This is a genomic window from Microbacterium sp. HD4P20 (assembly GCF_019449275.2).
GTDB lineage: Bacteria > Actinomycetota > Actinomycetes > Actinomycetales > Microbacteriaceae > Microbacterium.
On the sequence record NZ_JAHZQZ020000012.1, the window covers coordinates 160,701 to 175,230 of the forward strand.

At 68.5% G+C, this 14,530-nt stretch carries 15 protein-coding genes; 10 read left to right on the top strand and 5 right to left on the bottom strand.

Features of this window, described 5'->3' with window-relative positions; genetic code table 11:
* The first annotated feature begins 13 nt into the window (after nucleotides 1-13).
* Genes K0817_RS05760 through K0817_RS05785 form a run of 6 tightly spaced genes read left to right on the top strand, consistent with a single transcriptional unit; the run spans nucleotide 14 to nucleotide 5,655 of the window.
* Nucleotides 14-868, top strand: coding sequence for a carbohydrate ABC transporter permease (locus K0817_RS05760; RefSeq protein ID WP_219980900.1), 855 nt, complete (start codon nucleotides 14-16; stop codon nucleotides 866-868).
* Nucleotides 865-1,701 (top strand): carbohydrate ABC transporter permease, encoded by an 837-nt coding sequence (locus K0817_RS05765; protein WP_219980438.1) that lies wholly within the window; start codon nucleotides 865-867, stop codon nucleotides 1,699-1,701. Before K0817_RS05760 ends, K0817_RS05765 begins: the two co-directional genes overlap by 4 nt.
* A 26-nt stretch (nucleotides 1,702-1,727) precedes the next feature.
* The gene (locus K0817_RS05770) at nucleotides 1,728-3,077 is read left to right on the top strand and encodes a right-handed parallel beta-helix repeat-containing protein (protein ID WP_219980901.1); all 1,350 of its coding nucleotides are present in this window, start codon (nucleotides 1,728-1,730) and stop codon (nucleotides 3,075-3,077) included.
* A gap of 2 nt (nucleotides 3,078-3,079) precedes the next feature.
* Nucleotides 3,080-4,318 carry a glycoside hydrolase family 32 protein gene (locus tag K0817_RS05775; RefSeq protein ID WP_219980439.1) on the top strand — a complete coding sequence of 413 codons (1,239 nt, stop codon included), beginning with the start codon at nucleotides 3,080-3,082 and terminating at the stop codon, nucleotides 4,316-4,318.
* A 45-nt stretch (nucleotides 4,319-4,363) separates the two neighbouring features.
* Nucleotides 4,364-4,585 carry a hypothetical protein gene (locus K0817_RS05780; protein ID WP_219980440.1) on the top strand — a complete coding sequence of 74 codons (222 nt, stop codon included), beginning with the start codon at nucleotides 4,364-4,366 and terminating at the stop codon, nucleotides 4,583-4,585.
* Nucleotides 4,582-5,655, top strand: a complete 1,074-nt coding sequence (locus K0817_RS05785; RefSeq protein WP_253735212.1) for a LacI family DNA-binding transcriptional regulator — start codon at nucleotides 4,582-4,584, stop codon at nucleotides 5,653-5,655. The genes K0817_RS05780 and K0817_RS05785 overlap by 4 nt, the downstream gene beginning before the upstream one ends.
* Nucleotides 5,656-5,734: 79 nt before the next feature.
* On the opposite strand, the gene K0817_RS05790 is transcribed toward K0817_RS05785, so the two are convergent.
* A complete protein-coding gene (locus K0817_RS05790; RefSeq protein WP_253735213.1) occupies nucleotides 5,735-6,433 on the bottom strand; it encodes a glycosyltransferase family A protein in 699 nt (232 codons plus the stop codon).
* A 332-nt stretch (nucleotides 6,434-6,765) separates the two neighbouring features.
* Here K0817_RS05790 and K0817_RS05795 point away from each other — a divergent pair, with 332 nt between their 5' ends.
* On the top strand, nucleotides 6,766-7,125 hold the full coding sequence (locus K0817_RS05795; protein WP_253735214.1) for a YciI family protein: 360 nt from the start codon (nucleotides 6,766-6,768) through the stop codon (nucleotides 7,123-7,125).
* Nucleotides 7,122-8,372: an RNA polymerase sigma factor gene (locus K0817_RS05800; RefSeq protein WP_219980903.1), complete on the top strand. Its 1,251-nt coding sequence runs from the start codon at nucleotides 7,122-7,124 to the stop codon at nucleotides 8,370-8,372. Before K0817_RS05795 ends, K0817_RS05800 begins: the two co-directional genes overlap by 4 nt.
* Nucleotides 8,373-8,389: 17 nt before the next feature.
* On the opposite strand, the gene K0817_RS05805 is transcribed toward K0817_RS05800, so the two are convergent.
* Nucleotides 8,390-9,802 carry a PLP-dependent aminotransferase family protein gene (locus tag K0817_RS05805; RefSeq protein ID WP_219980443.1) on the bottom strand — a complete coding sequence of 471 codons (1,413 nt, stop codon included), beginning with the start codon at nucleotides 9,800-9,802 and terminating at the stop codon, nucleotides 8,390-8,392.
* Here K0817_RS05805 and K0817_RS05810 point away from each other — a divergent pair.
* Nucleotides 9,801-10,718, top strand: a complete 918-nt coding sequence (locus tag K0817_RS05810; RefSeq protein WP_219980444.1) for a DMT family transporter — start codon at nucleotides 9,801-9,803, stop codon at nucleotides 10,716-10,718. The genes K0817_RS05805 and K0817_RS05810 overlap by 2 nt on opposite strands.
* Nucleotides 10,719-10,904: 186 nt before the next feature.
* Nucleotides 10,905-11,207 (top strand): hypothetical protein, encoded by a 303-nt coding sequence (locus K0817_RS05815; protein WP_219980445.1) that lies wholly within the window; start codon nucleotides 10,905-10,907, stop codon nucleotides 11,205-11,207.
* A 56-nt stretch (nucleotides 11,208-11,263) separates the two neighbouring features.
* Here the strand turns inward: K0817_RS05815 and K0817_RS05820 are convergent, their stop codons facing one another.
* From K0817_RS05820 to K0817_RS05830, 3 genes are all read right to left on the bottom strand, one after another.
* The gene (locus K0817_RS05820) at nucleotides 11,264-12,541 is read right to left on the bottom strand and encodes a glycosyltransferase (RefSeq protein WP_219980446.1); all 1,278 of its coding nucleotides are present in this window, start codon (nucleotides 12,539-12,541) and stop codon (nucleotides 11,264-11,266) included.
* Nucleotides 12,542-12,668: 127 nt separating this feature from the next.
* Nucleotides 12,669-13,775 (bottom strand): DNA polymerase IV, encoded by a 1,107-nt coding sequence (locus K0817_RS05825; RefSeq protein ID WP_219980447.1) that lies wholly within the window; start codon nucleotides 13,773-13,775, stop codon nucleotides 12,669-12,671.
* Nucleotides 13,776-13,848: 73 nt separating this feature from the next.
* Nucleotides 13,849-14,424 carry a TetR/AcrR family transcriptional regulator gene (locus tag K0817_RS05830; protein WP_219980448.1) on the bottom strand — a complete coding sequence of 192 codons (576 nt, stop codon included), beginning with the start codon at nucleotides 14,422-14,424 and terminating at the stop codon, nucleotides 13,849-13,851.
* Between the last annotated feature and the right edge of the window lie 106 nt (nucleotides 14,425-14,530).

The window sequence follows — 14,530 nt, forward strand, 5'->3', positions numbered from 1 at the left end:
CGCGTTCCTGCTCATGCTCCCAGCCGCGCTCTTCCTCGGGGCCTTCGTGGTGTGGCCACTCGTCCGGTTCGTGTACGACAGCTTCTTCGAGATCTCGCCGTTCGCGGGCGCACCGCGGACATTCGTCGGATTCGACAACTACTTCACGGCGTTCGCCTCCGAGGCGTTCCAGAACGCCTCGGTTCGAACGAGCGTCTACACCCTGATCGTGGTTGCAGCGGAGTTCACGCTGGGACTGGCTGTCGCGCTCCTGTTCAGCGCACTCGGTCATCGCTCCACAGTGTTCCGCACGCTTTTCATGTACCCGCTCATGATCGCTCCCGTGGTGGCCGGTCTGCTCTGGCGATTCCTGCTGATCGACAACTTCGGAATCATCAACGAGCTCTTGTTCCGCGCAGGCCTCATCTCCAGTCCCGACCAGATCCAATGGCTCAGCGACCCGAACATCGCCCTGTTCTCCGTCGCGATCCCCGACATCTGGCTGACCACGTCTTTCATCACGCTGGTGCTGTTCGCCGGGCTGCAGAACATCCCCGGCGAGGTGATCGAGGCCGCGCGGATCGACGGCGCCCGCTACCCGCGCCTGCTGTTCAGCATCATCATCCCGCTGCTGCGTCCGGTGATCGCGGTGGCCCTTATAGTCCGTGGCATTGATGCGGCACGGGCGTTCGACATCATCCTCATCCAGACCGACGGCGGCCCCCAGGGCAGCACGACCACGCTCAGCCTGCTGATCTATCGCACGATGACCCGGTTCGGTGACCCGGGCCTGGCCAGTGCGATGGGAACTGTCTACCTGATCGTGATGCTGGTCGTTGCCGTGGCGGCGATCATGCTGATCTGGCGACCCGGAAGCAGTGCACGATGAATCCTCTCGAAACACGAGGGAAGAGCCGCATTCTCCTGTGGCTTCTCCTGGCGACGACCCTCGTCCTCTACGGGTTCCCCTTCATCTATCTCCTGCTGACGTCGTTCAAAGCACCGCTGGACGCGATCGCAGTCCCGCCGACCGTGCTGCCCGAGCGGTGGACGCTCGAGAATTACGTGTCGGCGCTCTCGAGATCGGGCGTGCCGGCCGCACTGGTGAACAGTGTCGTGACCGCCGTCATCTCCACCGTCCTTTCGCTGGTGCTCGCGGTTCCGGCTGCGTACGCGATCACCCGATTCCGCACCCCGAGCGGCCGCGTGTTCATTGTGGCCGCCCTCGTCACGCGGATGGTTCCGACGATCGCGATCGGCGCGCCTCTCATCGAGATCATGCGCACCCTCGGGATCACCGACACATCGTTCGGCCTTGCGCTGGCCCACACCACCATCTCGCTGCCGTTGTCGATCTGGTTGATGGCGAGCTTCTTCGAGGCGGTGCCCGATGAACTCGATGAGGCGGCCAAGGTCGACGGATGCAGCCGGCTTCGGGCCTTGTGGAGCGTCGTCCTTCCCGTCGTCACTGGAGGTCTGGCCGTCACGGCGATTTTCGCGTTCCTCGCGTCGTGGAACGAGTTCCTCTTCGCTCTACTCCTCACGTCCGTTCGCGCGCAGACGACACCCGTCGTCATCGCCAACTTCCAGAGTCAGTTCGGCTTGGACTGGGGAGGAATGACGGCTCTCGCTGCCGTCTACTCCATTCCCGTCATCCTGCTCACCCTGTTCCTCCAGCGGCACATCGTCGCAGGCCTCACGCTCGGCGCCGTCAAGGGCTGAGCAGCCGCGTCATGAACGGAAACTCAATGCTCAGCAACAACCGCTACGACGTCACGGAGTGGCCGCACGGTGATCCTTTCGACGACATCGGCGAGGTGATCAACAGCATCATCGCTGACGTCAGAGGACGGCAGGCAACCGGCTCCGTGCGCGACGGCGGGAAGCCGGGAGCCGTGATCTACATCCCACCAGGGGATTACCGCCTGCGAACCCCGGCGGTGATCGACATCAGCTTCCTGAGGATCGAGGGCGCGGGGCACGGTTTCAGCTCATCGAGCATCCGCTTCAACGTGCCGGAGGAGGAGTGGTCGGGACTACACGAGCTGTGGCCCGGCGGCAGCCGGATCCTCGTGGATCTTCCGGCACAGGAAGGACGCGACGAGTCCGAGGGCGCAGCCTTCCTCATCGACCGAAGCGGAAACCCGCGGATCAGTTCCGTCGAGTTCTCGAACTTCTGTATCGACGGACTTCACTTCACCGGAGAGGGAACGGGCGGCAATCCGGAGAACTCCTACGTGAACGGCAAGACCGGCATCTACGTCGCGAGCGCGAATGACTCCTTCCGAGTCAACGAGATGGGCTTCGTCTACCTCGAGCACGCTCTCACGATCTACAACGCGGACGCGCTCTCGATCCACGACAACTTCATCGCCGAATGTGGAAGCGGCATCGAGCTGCGTGGATGGGGCCAGGCGTCGAAGATCACAGACAACCTGATCGGGGCCGGTTGCAACGGTCACTCGGTCTACGCCGAGAACCATGGCGGGCTCCTGATCACCGCGAACAATGTCTTCCCGCGGGGCGGGAGCAGCGTGCGCCTCAAGGGCGTGACGCGTTCGAGCGTGACGAACAACCGCCTGCACTCCTTCTACCCGGGGATGGTCGTGCTCGAAGCCAACAGCTCTGAGAATCTCGTGGCCACGAACCACTTCCTGCGCGATCACGAACCCTGGACACCGTTTTTCGGCGTCGACAACGGGCTCGACGACCTGTTCGGTCTCCTCACTGTCGCCGGCAGCAACAACTCGGTCATCGGAAACCATTTCTCCGCGCTGGTCGAACGGCAGAGCATCCGTCCACCGGGCGTTCCCCCCGTGATCATCCGACTCCTCTCGGGCAGTGGGAACTACGTATCGAGCAACCACTTCGTCGGGATGGATGTCGACGCCACGGCAAAAGATTCGTGCTTCGAAGCGCAAGTCGACGCTCTCCTGGCGATCGACGATTCGAAGACGCTTGCGGTGATGGCCGTCGTGGTCGACCCCGCCGCGACCGGAAACACCATTCTGGATTCCGGCAGATCTGACCAGGTCTCCCTCGACCCGTCGGTCAACGCGTTCAGGCCGACACCATCCTTCGCGTCGACGGGGGAGTGATCGTGCGACCGGTTGTGCATTTCACCGCGGAATCCGGCTGGATCAACGATCCGCACGGCATCACGTTCCGCGACGGTGGCTATCACGTGTTCTTCCAGTACGTGCCGGGCCAGACGGTGTGGGGTCCGGCCTGCCACTGGGGCCACGCTGTGGGCAAGGACTTGTTGTCGCTGCGGGAGGACACGATCGCCATTGCGCCCGGTGACGGCGACGGCGGCATCTGGACGGGCTCGCTGGTCACGGATGGCGCGGGCCGCGCGCGCGTGTTCTACACGTCGACCTCGGCCCCGGACTACGGCATCGGACGAATCCGGACTGCCACGCCGGGAGACGACGAGTGGCACAACTGGCACAAGGGGAACTTCGTCGCGGACGCTCCGCCCGATCTGGACCTCCTCGCCTACCGCGACCCGTTCCTGCGTCGGGAAGGCGAAACGTGGCGGATGTTCGTCGGCGCCGGCCTCACCGATGGTACGGCGATGGCGCTCTCGTACACCTCGGAAGACCTCGATCGCTGGGAGTACGCGGGGGTCGCACTGCAGCGCTCGACGTCCAAGACCGAACCGGTCTGGATGGGGGCACTTTGGGAGTGTCCGCAGATCTTCGAACTCGATGGACGTGCGGTGATGGTGTCATCGGTGTGGGACGCTGATGTCCTTCACTATGCCGGGTACGCCGTCGGCAGGTACGACGACGGCGTCTTCCAGGCTGAATCGTGGGGTCGCCTGACCTTCGGGAAGAGCTACTACGCGCCGTCCCTGTTCACAGATGCCGAGGGGCGTCCCTGCCTGCTGTTCTGGATGAGGGGCGTCGGCGATCCCGCGGCGGGATGGGAGGGCGCGCATAGCGTGCCGTATATCCTCTCCCTCGACGACGACCGGTTGGTCGCTCAGCCTCACGCGGACGTCGCGGAGCATCGGCGACCGGGCCTAGGCGGACGGACTGTGGCGGGGCTGGCAGCCGACATCGAGTGGCGTGCCGCCGACAGTGGCACGCTGACGATCGAATCCGGTGCGGATGCCGCGGTCACGATCGTCCGCGACGGAGACATGCTTCACGTCCGTAGGTCCGGTGAACAGTCGACCACTCCAGTTTCAGGTGACGTGCGAGTCATCATGGACGGACCCGTGCTGGAAGTGTCGTCCGCTGCCGGACTGTTCGGTGCCTCCATCCGGCCCGCCGGAGTCGACCTGACCGTGACAGCGACGGCCGGAGAGCTCGATGTCTTTCCCCTCGTCTGAGAACGGGCATCCGTCAGTGCGACCTGCGACGCGGGAGATACGTTCATGACTGCGCTGATCGACGCGGTCCTCAACGAGGCCCCGCGCGCGGCGGACGAGACCGCTCTGCGCCGGATGGGCGCCCACGCAGCGGCCGCAGCCGCGATCACGGTGCAACGCGCCGGCGCTGACCTGCCGTACCGGCGCGACATCGTGGCCACGGGCGCGGATCTCTCCGTGAGCGGGTCGCCGCGTGCCCACGTGGTACGAAGGGAGAAGCACCCATGAGAACGGAGAGCCGTGTGACGCGCAAACAGGTGGGGATCCGCGACGTCGCCGCGGCCGCCGGCGTGTCGGTCACGACCGTCTCGCACGTGCTCAATGACACTCCGCACACGCGGACGAGCGAAGAGACGAGAACGCGTGTGAAGGAGGCCGCCGCGAACCTCGGGTACAAGCCGAATCGGCTCGCGCGAGGCCTCCGTACCCAGGCGTCGGGCATGGTCGGGCTCATCACCGAAGAGATCGCCATCACTCCCTACGCCGGCCGGATCATCCAGGGCGCGCAAGAGGCGGCGGCCGAGCGCGGCCTCACCCTCGCGATCATCAACTCGGCATTGAACCCGGCGCCCGACATTGAACCGCAGCTGCTGCGAGCCCTGATGGACCGCCAAGCCGACGGCTTCATCTACGCGACCGTCTATCACGACGAAGTCGTGGTGCCGGAAGAGATGCACGCCTCGCCGGCTGTGCTCATCGGTGCGCGCGACCGCGACGGCGACATCCCTTCCGTGATGCCCGATGAGCGGGCCGGTGCCGCATCGGTCGTCGACATGCTTCTCGCAGCCGGCCACAAGAGGATCGCCTATGCAGCGACGTCGGTGGACGTGCCCGCGACCCGAGGGCGTATCGCCGGATACCGCGAACGTATGATCGCAGCGGGACGATTCGAAGATCGGCTGGTCGTCGAAGCCGAGGCGGAGGCATCCGGCGGCTACCGGGCCGCGATGGCGCTGCTGAACCATGGCGCTGCGCCGCCGCAGCGACCCACGGCGCTGTTCTGCTACAACGACCGGATGGCGATGGGTGCCTACCGGGCGGCGGCCGAGCTCGGCCTCTCCATCCCGCGTGATCTGTCGATCGTCGGTTTCGACGATCAGGCGCCGATCCCCTACAGCCTGTACCCAGAACTGACCACTGTCGCACTTCCTCACTACGAGATGGGCGCCTGGGCGGTGGAGACGCTGTCGGCGCTCGTTGAGGGAAAGGGCGAGTACCGGCTGCTAGGTGCCCACTCCACGCTGCTCGCGTGCCCCATCGTGCACCGCGGATCTGTCGCCCCACCGGCAGCCACGTAGGGAAATGGCCGCGTATGCGGTCTGCGCGCACATCGCGGGCGGAGATCCTTGCGCGAGCACGAGCACGGACCGAGCCGCATCACCCGTACTTGCTCATCGTCAGCTGGTTGGTCCGGCTGTATCCCGCCAGCTTGCGGGGCCGAAGCGTGCGCTCGACCGCTATGGTGACCAGCATGTCGGGATCGTAGGCGATCCGCATGCCGGCCTGTCGCAACGCCAGCGTCACGTCCAGATCCTCGCTGATCGCGTCATCGCCGGAGGTGACGCCATCGCGGATGGCGGCCCAGGCGGCGCGGCTCACGGCCATGTTGTGGCCGTACATCACTGGCCCGCTGCCGACCATGACCTCGTGGATCGCGCGGAAGAGTCCGTAGACCCCGCGCCCGCCCACACGATCGCCGGTCGAGAGCCTTGTGAATCCCGCCGGCCCGGCGAGGCCGGCCAACTCGGGATCCGACGCGAACGCGTGCCGGATCGCGCGCGCCCAGGGCGGCGTCACGAGAGTGTCGGCGTCGATCCGGGCGAGGACCTGTGACGTCGCGGCGTCCATGCCCGCGTTTCGCGCGTAGGTGATGCCATGTCGGCGTTCGGTCACGATCTTGACGCCGGCCCATGAGCGTGCCACAGCCTCGGTATCGTCCGTCGAGTCATTGTTGACGACGATGATCTCGTCGGCGGGATCGATCTGATCGGCTAGAGCGCGCAGGCATGCCCCGAGCATCCCTGCCTCGTTTCTGGCCGGGATGACGACGCTCAGGCTCGGGCGATCACCGATCACGCGACCGACGCTACGCAGCGGGGCGCGGGCGGGGAGACCGTTGACAGAGGCGGATGCGTCGAGTAAACCTCGCCGGCGAGGTTCGACGACCGTGCCCGTCATGGCGCCCGTGTGATCCGACGTCAGGAATGCCGCCGTCTCTGCGATCTCGACCGTGCCGTCGAGATTGCCGGCGAACTCGAGGAGGCGACCTTCTCAATGGTGGAGATCCGCGCGGATGCACCGACCCTCAACAACGAACGCGTCTGCCCTCGGTGTCGGATCGATGCCACTCTCTTCGTTGTAGGGGTGAGAGGCGGCCGACGGGGTCGCCGCGCTGAAGGAGGACGCACATGGCTCAGTACGCACTCATGGTGTGGGGCCCGAGCGAGTACGGCGAGCACGGCAGCTATGCCACCGCCGAGGAGAACGCCGCCCAGCTGGAGGCGACCGGCGCGTTCAACGCCCGGCTGCGGGACGAGGGGCGGTTCGTTTTCGCGAACGGCTTGGCCGAGCCATCCGCCAGCACCGTCGTGGACGGCACCGGCCCGGCCCCACTCATCACAGACGGGCCTTACGTCGAGTCGAAGGAGCACATCGCGGGATTCTGGATCATCGAGGCGGAGGATCTGGATGTGGCGCTCGCGCTTGCGGCTGAGGGGTCTCAGGCGTGCCGCCGCAAGATCGAGGTGCGGCCGGTGAACGGCTCGTGACCGGCGCCGCCGTCGTCGCGGCGGCACTGACCCGCGTTCATCGCGAGGAGTGGGCGCGGGTGGTGGCGTCGCTCGCGCACCGGTTCGCCGACCTCGACCTCGCCGAGGAGATGGCCGCCGAAGCCTTCGCCACGGCCGCGGAGCGCTGGCCGAACAACGGCGTGCCGCCGAACCCCGGCGCCTGGATCACCACGACGGCCAACCGCAAGGCGATCGACCGTCTGCGCCGCGAGGCGCAGCGCGATGCGAAGCACCGGGAGGCGCTCATGCTGCGTGACGACGGCCCCGCCGAGTCCGTCGGCGCGATCGAGGACGACCGTCTGCGCCTGCTGTTCGTCTGCTGTCACCCCGCGCTCGCGATGCAGACGCGCGTCGCGCTGACGCTGCGGCTGCTGGGCGGGCTCACCGTCGGCGAGATCGCCCGCGCCTTCCTCGTCGGCGAAGCGGCGATGAGCCGGCGCATCACCCGCGCGAAGGACAAGATCCGGATCGCCCGGATCCCGTTCCGGATGCCGCAGGCTCCGGATCTGCCCGCGCGCCTGGAGGGCGTGCTCGCGGTGCTGTACCTGATCTTCAACGAGGGGTATCTGGCGACGGGGCAGTCGTCGGAGCCGATCCGCCGCGACCTCACCGCGGAGGCCATTCGGCTCACGAGGCTGGTGAGCTCGCTGCTTCCGCGCGAGGGGGAGGTGGCGGGACTGCTCGCGCTCATGCTGCTGACCGAGGCGCGCGCGGCCGCGCGGATCTCCGAAGCGGGGGAGTTGGTGCGACTCGACGAGCAGGATCGAGGCTCGTGGGACCGGGCGATGGTGGAGGAGGGGATCGCGCTGGTGCGGGAGCGCCTGGTCGTCGTGGCGCGCGGTGAGGGGGTGCCCGGCCGCTACCAGATCCTGGCCGCGATCAACGCGGTGCACACCTCGGTGCCCGATGCCCGCGACACCGATTGGTCGCAGATCGTCGAGCTCTACGATCAGCTGTCGGCGATCGACCCGAGCCCGGTCGTCGCACTCAATCGTGCGATCGCGGTCGCGGAACTGGACGGACCCGCCGTAGGCCTCAGCGCGGTGGATCGACTGGCGGACGACCTCAACGAGTATCACGCGTTCCACGCCGCGCGCGCGGACTTGCTGCGCCGAATCGGCCGTTCCGCCGAGGCGCGAGAGGCCTACGACCGGGCGATCGAGCTGGCGGGAAACGTCGCCGAGGTCGCCTACCTCGCCCGGCGGCGCGGCCAGCTGGCGGGCTGACGACCTCCCGTACGCCGTCACGACATGACGTGCTCGAGCGCCTCGCCGAGGATTCGCGCCGCCTCGGGGAAGCGGCTGGGGTCCTCGCTCGCGTAGTTGAGGCGCGCGTAGGGTCCGGGTGGCTCGGCCGGAAACCACTCGCCGCCGGCGGCGATGATCAGTCCCCGCGTTTCGGCCTCGCGCACCAGCAGCGCGGTGTCGGTGCCGTCCGGCAGGCGAGCCCACAGGTTGAGCCCGCCGCCGGGTGTGATGTCGATGCGAGCGTCCGGCGCGTACTGGCGGATGCTGTCGAGCAGCAGATCCCGGCGGGCGCGCAACTGCTGGCGAACGCCCCGCAGGTGAGTGCGCCACGCGGGTTGCGTGACGACATCGAGCGCCGCGGCCTGCAGAACTCCGCTGACGTACATCGACTCCGCGGCGCGGTCGGTGAGGATGCGCTCTCGCGCCGGGCCACGCGCGACGAGCGCAGCGACGCGCACCGCTGGCGAGACGCTCTTGGTCAGCGAGCGCAGGTAGATGACGTGGCCGTCGTCGTCGCGCGCGGCGAGCGGCTGCGGGTCGGTGTCGATGGCGAGATCGTGCGCCCAGTCGTCCTCGACGAGGAAGACGCCGCGACGACGCACGACCTCGAGAATCGCGTGGGCCTTCTCGGCAGACCAGCTCGCCCCCGTCGGGTTGGCGAAGGCCGGCTGGGCGTAGAACACCCGGGCGCCGCTGCGCTCGAGTGCGCGGTCGACCTCGTCGGGGTCGGGCCCGTCGGCGCCGGCCGAGACCGGAACGAGCACGACACCGGTCTGCTCGGCGGCGAGCATCGCTCCCCAGTAGCTCGGCGACTCGATGAGCAGTGGCTGGCCAGGTCCCACCAGACCACGGAAGATCGACGACAGTCCGCCCTGGCTGCCCGCGGTGATCACGACGTCGCGCGGTGACGGCGCGGCCACGCCCGCGGGTGCGGTGACGGCGAGCTCGCTCGCGAACCACTCCTGCAGCTCCGGCATCCCTGCCGCGGGCGAGCGCGTGGTTGCGGCACGGGAGCGTGAAGCGCGCACCAAGGCCGTGCGCACGAGTCGTTCCGGGAGCAGATCGGATGCCGGATACCCCGAGTGCAGACCGATGGCATCCGGTGCCACGGCCCGCTGCGTGGACGACAGCACCGACACCCGCGCCGGCGGCGTGCCCAGTGCCGCGGTCTGCCATCCGTGGTCCGCAGGACGCGGCGAGCGGAGCGCCCGGACGAACGTGCCCACCCCCGGACGGCTCTCGATCAGTCCGGCCGCTGCCAGCCGGCGCATGGCCTTGTGCACGGTGACGGGACTCGCCCCGTGCTGCGCGACCAGGGCGCGGCTCGACGGCAGCCGTGCGCCCGGTGGCGCGGCCGCGATCCATGCCCGCAGCGCGGCATCGATTCTCGCAGTGCTATCGTGCTCCATGACAGATCAGAGTAGCGCTACTCACGTCAGTGCGCCTGTGCTACCGCGACTCGCCGGCCTCGGATGGGCCCTGGTGGGCGTGGTCGCCTTCTCGTTCACCCTTCCCTTCACGCGTGTCGCCGTCGAGGGGATGTCGCCGCTGTTCATCGGATCGGGCCGCGCGGTGATCGCCGCCGCGCTCGCCGCGACCGCCCTCGCGGCGACTCGGCAGCGCTTGCCGACCGCGGCGCAGTGGGCTCGTCTCGTGATCGTCGCCGCCGGAGTCGTGGTCGGTTTCCCGGTGCTGACCTCGTTCGCCCTGACGACCACTCCGGCCAGTCACGCTGCGGTCGTCATCGGGCTGCTCCCCGCGGCGACAGCGGTGGTGGCGGTGCTGCGGGCGAAGGAGCGGCCCCGCCGGTCGTTCTGGCTGTTCGCGATCCTGGGCGCGACAGCCGCGATCGTCTTCGCCGCGCTGCAGAACGGCGGCATGGGTGGACTCGGCGCGGCGGACCTGCTGCTGTTCCTCGCGGTGGTCGCGTGCGCGATCGGCTACGCCGAGGGTGGGCTTCTCGCGCGGGAGCTGGGTGCGTGGCAGACGGTGTCGTGGGCGCTGGTGCTCGCCGCGCCGCTCATGATCGGCGCCACGTTCTTCGCGATCGTTCAGCAGCCACCGCGTGCCGACCCCGTGGAGTGGGCGGCGTTCGCGTACCTCGGCGTGGTCAGCATGTTCCTCGGATTCTTCGCCTGGTATCGGGGCCTCGCGATCGGGCCGATGGCGCAGGTCAGCCAAGTGCAGCTGGTCCAGCCGGTGCTGAGCATTCTGTGGGCGGCGATTCTGCTGCACGAGGGGATCGGTTGGCCCACCGTGATCGGCGGCTTCGCCGTGATCGGCTGCGCCGCGCTCGCCGTGCGCACGCGCTCCCGACCTGGTTAGCACTCGCCTATGGCGAGTGCCAGAGGTCTTGGTATTCTGGTCGCACGACATTTCCGGCGGACGCACGCGTCGCGGCGGGACTTCGAACGAGCCTCCCGCCTCCTCGGGCATCCACGCACAGCGATGTGCGGCATCCGACGCGATGGTGTGCTTCCGCTGGATCGATATCCAGATTCGGAGGCGAACATGTCACACGAGAGCAACATCCGATTCGAGATGCGCAAGGTCACCGCGATCGAATGGGTGATCCTGGACCTCTCACTGCCCGAGAACCACCCCCAGCGCACCATGGCGTGCGTGTACGAGATCGACGACCTCGAGTACGACGTCGTCTGGCTGCGGGACTTCGGCCTCGCCGAGCACTACATGTCACCGGCTGAAGTGCTCGACGACCTCATCCGCGCGAGCCATCGGTCCACCCGATCAGCTGCGCGGCCGCCGATCCCGATCCCGCACCGGCCGCCGCGCGCCGAGCGCGTCCCGGCCTGACCGCGGGGTCGCGAACCGGAACGTCCCGGCGGGTTTCACCGCCGCATCCGGAACCGCTATGCGGCGCCGTGTTCGCGACGAGTGGGGGAGTGAGCAGCCGCGATCTGCTCGAGCACCGCGACGGCGCGTCCGGTGCCGTCCTCCGCGGCGATCCCTTCAGCCACCCGCGCCGCCGCAGCTGCGTAGGCCGGGTCGCCGACCAAGTCGCGGATCCTCTCGGCGAGGCTCGGCACCCTTGCCCGTCGCAGCGGAAGCGGCTGCGGTCCGGCTCCGAGCTCGTGCACCCGGCGCCCCCAGAACGGCTGGTCGCCCAGCACCGGGCAGATGAGGGTGGGCCTGCCGGCGCGCAGGCCCGCCGCGGTCGTGCCCGAGCCGCCGTGGTGCACGACCGCCGACACCCGCGGGAACAGCCAGTCGTGCGGCACATGGTCCACGACCATCACGTCCTCCGACGAGTCGGCTTCGAGCGCGCCCCATCCCCTCGCGACGACGGCGCGCACGCCGGCCTCGCGGAGAGCACCCAGCACGACGCGGCCGCGCTCGGTCGCCTTGGCGCCGAAGCCCATGCTTCCGAAACCCACGTAGACGGCCGGCCGCCCGCCCGCGAGGAAGGCCTCTAGTTCGGCCGGCGGATGCCACACCTCCGCACGCTCGCGGAACCAATAGCCCGTGACGTGCGCCGTGGCCGGATAGTCCGGCGGCACGGGCACGACGTGCCGGCTGAACGGGTACAGCACGGGCACCCTCGCGCCGTCCGGGCCGTGCAGGTAGTCGCTCACCCGGCTCATGCGGCCAAGGCCCAGACGTTCTCGGCGGAATCGGTTGATCATGCCGCCGTACGCCATCGCGGTGAAGCGATTGAACTCGTACGTGAGCCGGTTGAGGTCACCGGGGAGCGGCCGCGGGAGGAAGGGCACCGGGAAGTCCGCGGTCGGCGTGAGGAACGGCAGCGGCAGGGAGGCGACGAACGGCACGTTCTGCCGCTCGGCGATGTGGAACCCCGCGAGGGCTTTGGGGTGCGACACGATCACGGTCGGCTCGACCCGCTGCGCGACCGCCCACTGTTCCTCCAGCGACACCCGCATCGCCGCCGACATCCGCCGCGCCATCGTCAGTGCTTGGGCGGGTCCGCTGAGACCGGCCATGCCGGCGCGCATGACAGCATCCATCTCGGTCGCGATGGGATCGAACGAGACGCCGGGCGCGAGAGTGTCGCGATATGCCTCCGGTGCCGCGAGCACTGCCTCATGTCCCGCCAGCGCGAGTCGATCGGCCAGGGCCGCATAGGGATCGACGTCGCCTCGCGTGCCGAACGTGAAGATGAGTACTTTCATGGGATGCCTCCGCCAACGTCGAATCGACGCCGACCAGGCTTCCCGGCACTCCGCTCAGCACCCTACTCCTTCCTGGCCGGCCGCCGGGAGGATCGGCCACGAGCACCGACCGCTCACGCGTGGCGGGTCACCAGCCACTGCGGGTGGGGGTGTGGCCCTCGCGGGCGTTCTCGGGCATCGCCATCTCGGCGCGCATGCCGAGCAGGCGGATCGGGCGGGCGGGCTCGATCTTCGCAACGAGCTCCATCGCCTTCGCGATCACGGCGTCGCGATCTGAGGTCGCGGGGATCTTCTTCGTGAACGTCTTGGTGAGAAACGGCGCGTAGCGCACCTTCAGCCCGAGGCCGACGACCGGCCGATCGTCGGCGGCGACCTCGTCGAGCACCTGGTCCAGGAGGGTGCGCGCCGCTGCCTCGACCTCCTCGGGCGAGACGATGTCGACCTGGAAGGTCGTCTCCTTGCTGTGTCCGCGCGGTACCCAGGGAGTGTCATCGACGACGGACGAGCCGTCCCCCCGGCCCAGCTGGCGATACCACAGGCCCATGTTCGGCCCGAACTCGCCGACGAGCGGACCCTGCTCGGCTGCAGCGAGCTGGGCGACTGTCAGGATGCCGAGACCCGCGAGCCGCTTGGACACCTTCGATCCGACTCCCCATAACTCGATCGTCGGGCGTTCGCCCATGACATCGAGCCAGTTGTCCCTCGTCAGCCGGAAGACGCCACGCGGCTTGCCGAAGCCGGTCGCGACCTTCGCACGCACGAGCGTGTCGCCGATCCCGACACTGCAGTGCAGTCGCGTGCGGTCGAGCACCGCCTGCTGCATGCGCCGCGCGTAGCCTTCCGGATCGTCGGTCTCGACGCCGACGAACGCCTCATCCCACCCCAGCACCTGCACCACGGCTCCCGGTCGTGCTCGCAGCGTCGCCATCACCTGCTCGGACGCGGCGTTGTACTCCGCGTGGTCGACCGGAAGGATCACGGCATCGGGCACCTTGCGCGCGGCGATGCGCAGCGGCATCCCCGATCCCACTCCGTACTCGCGGGCCTCGTACGACGCGGTGGACACGACGGCGCGCTCGGTGGGGTCGCCACGACCCCCCACGATCAGGGGCTTGCCGGCGAGCTCGGGGTGGCGCAGCACCTCGACCGCCGCGATGAACTGGTCGAGGTCGACGTGCAGCACCCAGGGCTCGGCGGTGGCGGCGGTGGTGGTGCGGCCGGTCGGCGCAGGCATGCGCTCAGTCTGCCCCGGCCGGCCGACACAGTCACGCGGATTGTGCGCGGATGCCTTGCAAAGTGCCGGCCGGTCAGGAGGGCAAGGTCGCGATGAGTCGCTCGGCGGCGGTCCGCGCCGTCTCCGTGCCGGTCGCCGCCGATGCGATGTCGCTCAGGAACACGTTGTGCAGGGCGATGCCCACGACGCCGTAGGCCACGCTGTCGCAGTCCTCCGGCTCGGCGCCGGGATGTTCCGCGGCCAGCAGCCGCGCGAGCAGGACGTGGGTGCCCTGATACGCCGAGACCAGCAGGTCGGCCAGCGCCGGATCGCTGCGCGCCGCCTCGACGAAGCCGAGGACGACGACGTTGTCGTTGCCGGGCGCGGCGAACTCCTCGCTGAAGAAGAAGTCGACAGCACCGGCGACATCCGCCGTGCCCGCGGGGAGAATCGACTCGCCCTCGGTGCCTTCGTAGTAGAAGCGGCGTGCGCTCTCGCGCAGCAGCTCCTCGCGATTGCCGACGAAGTGGCGGACGTGCCCGCGCGACATGCCGGCCTCTTCGGCGATCCTCCCGAGGCTCGCTCCGGTGATCCCCTCGGCGGCGATGGTGCGGATCGTCGCCTCGACGATCTGGCCGACGCGCTCTTCGGCGACGGATGGTCGTGCCATCGGTTCCTCCTCCCCGCACCTTAGCTGGTGCGTCGTCCTAGTTTATTGTCTAGTCAGACTTGACTAAAAACAAGTTCCTCCCTACGGTTGCCTCAAACAGCTCGCA

What these genes read in the sequence shown, in the direction of transcription:
- K0817_RS05815 (WP_219980445.1), top strand. Translation starts at nt 10,905, where the DNA reads ATGTCACACGAGAGCAACATCCGATTCGAGATGCGCAAGGTCACCGCG.
- K0817_RS05765 (WP_219980438.1), top strand. Translation starts at nt 865, where the DNA reads ATGAATCCTCTCGAAACACGAGGGAAGAGCCGCATTCTCCTGTGGCTT.
- K0817_RS05805 (WP_219980443.1), bottom strand. Translation starts at nt 9,802, where the DNA reads ATGGAGCACGATAGCACTGCGAGAATCGATGCCGCGCTGCGGGCATGG.
- K0817_RS05820 (WP_219980446.1), bottom strand. Translation starts at nt 12,541, where the DNA reads ATGAAAGTACTCATCTTCACGTTCGGCACGCGAGGCGACGTCGATCCC.
- K0817_RS05780 (WP_219980440.1), top strand. Translation starts at nt 4,364, where the DNA reads ATGACTGCGCTGATCGACGCGGTCCTCAACGAGGCCCCGCGCGCGGCG.
- K0817_RS05760 (WP_219980900.1), top strand. Translation starts at nt 14, where the DNA reads ATGCTCCCAGCCGCGCTCTTCCTCGGGGCCTTCGTGGTGTGGCCACTC.
- K0817_RS05770 (WP_219980901.1), top strand. Translation starts at nt 1,728, where the DNA reads ATGCTCAGCAACAACCGCTACGACGTCACGGAGTGGCCGCACGGTGAT.
- K0817_RS05785 (WP_253735212.1), top strand. Translation starts at nt 4,582, where the DNA reads ATGAGAACGGAGAGCCGTGTGACGCGCAAACAGGTGGGGATCCGCGAC.
- K0817_RS05795 (WP_253735214.1), top strand. Translation starts at nt 6,766, where the DNA reads ATGGCTCAGTACGCACTCATGGTGTGGGGCCCGAGCGAGTACGGCGAG.
- K0817_RS05830 (WP_219980448.1), bottom strand. Translation starts at nt 14,424, where the DNA reads ATGGCACGACCATCCGTCGCCGAAGAGCGCGTCGGCCAGATCGTCGAG.
- K0817_RS05825 (WP_219980447.1), bottom strand. Translation starts at nt 13,775, where the DNA reads ATGCCTGCGCCGACCGGCCGCACCACCACCGCCGCCACCGCCGAGCCC.
- K0817_RS05810 (WP_219980444.1), top strand. Translation starts at nt 9,801, where the DNA reads ATGACAGATCAGAGTAGCGCTACTCACGTCAGTGCGCCTGTGCTACCG.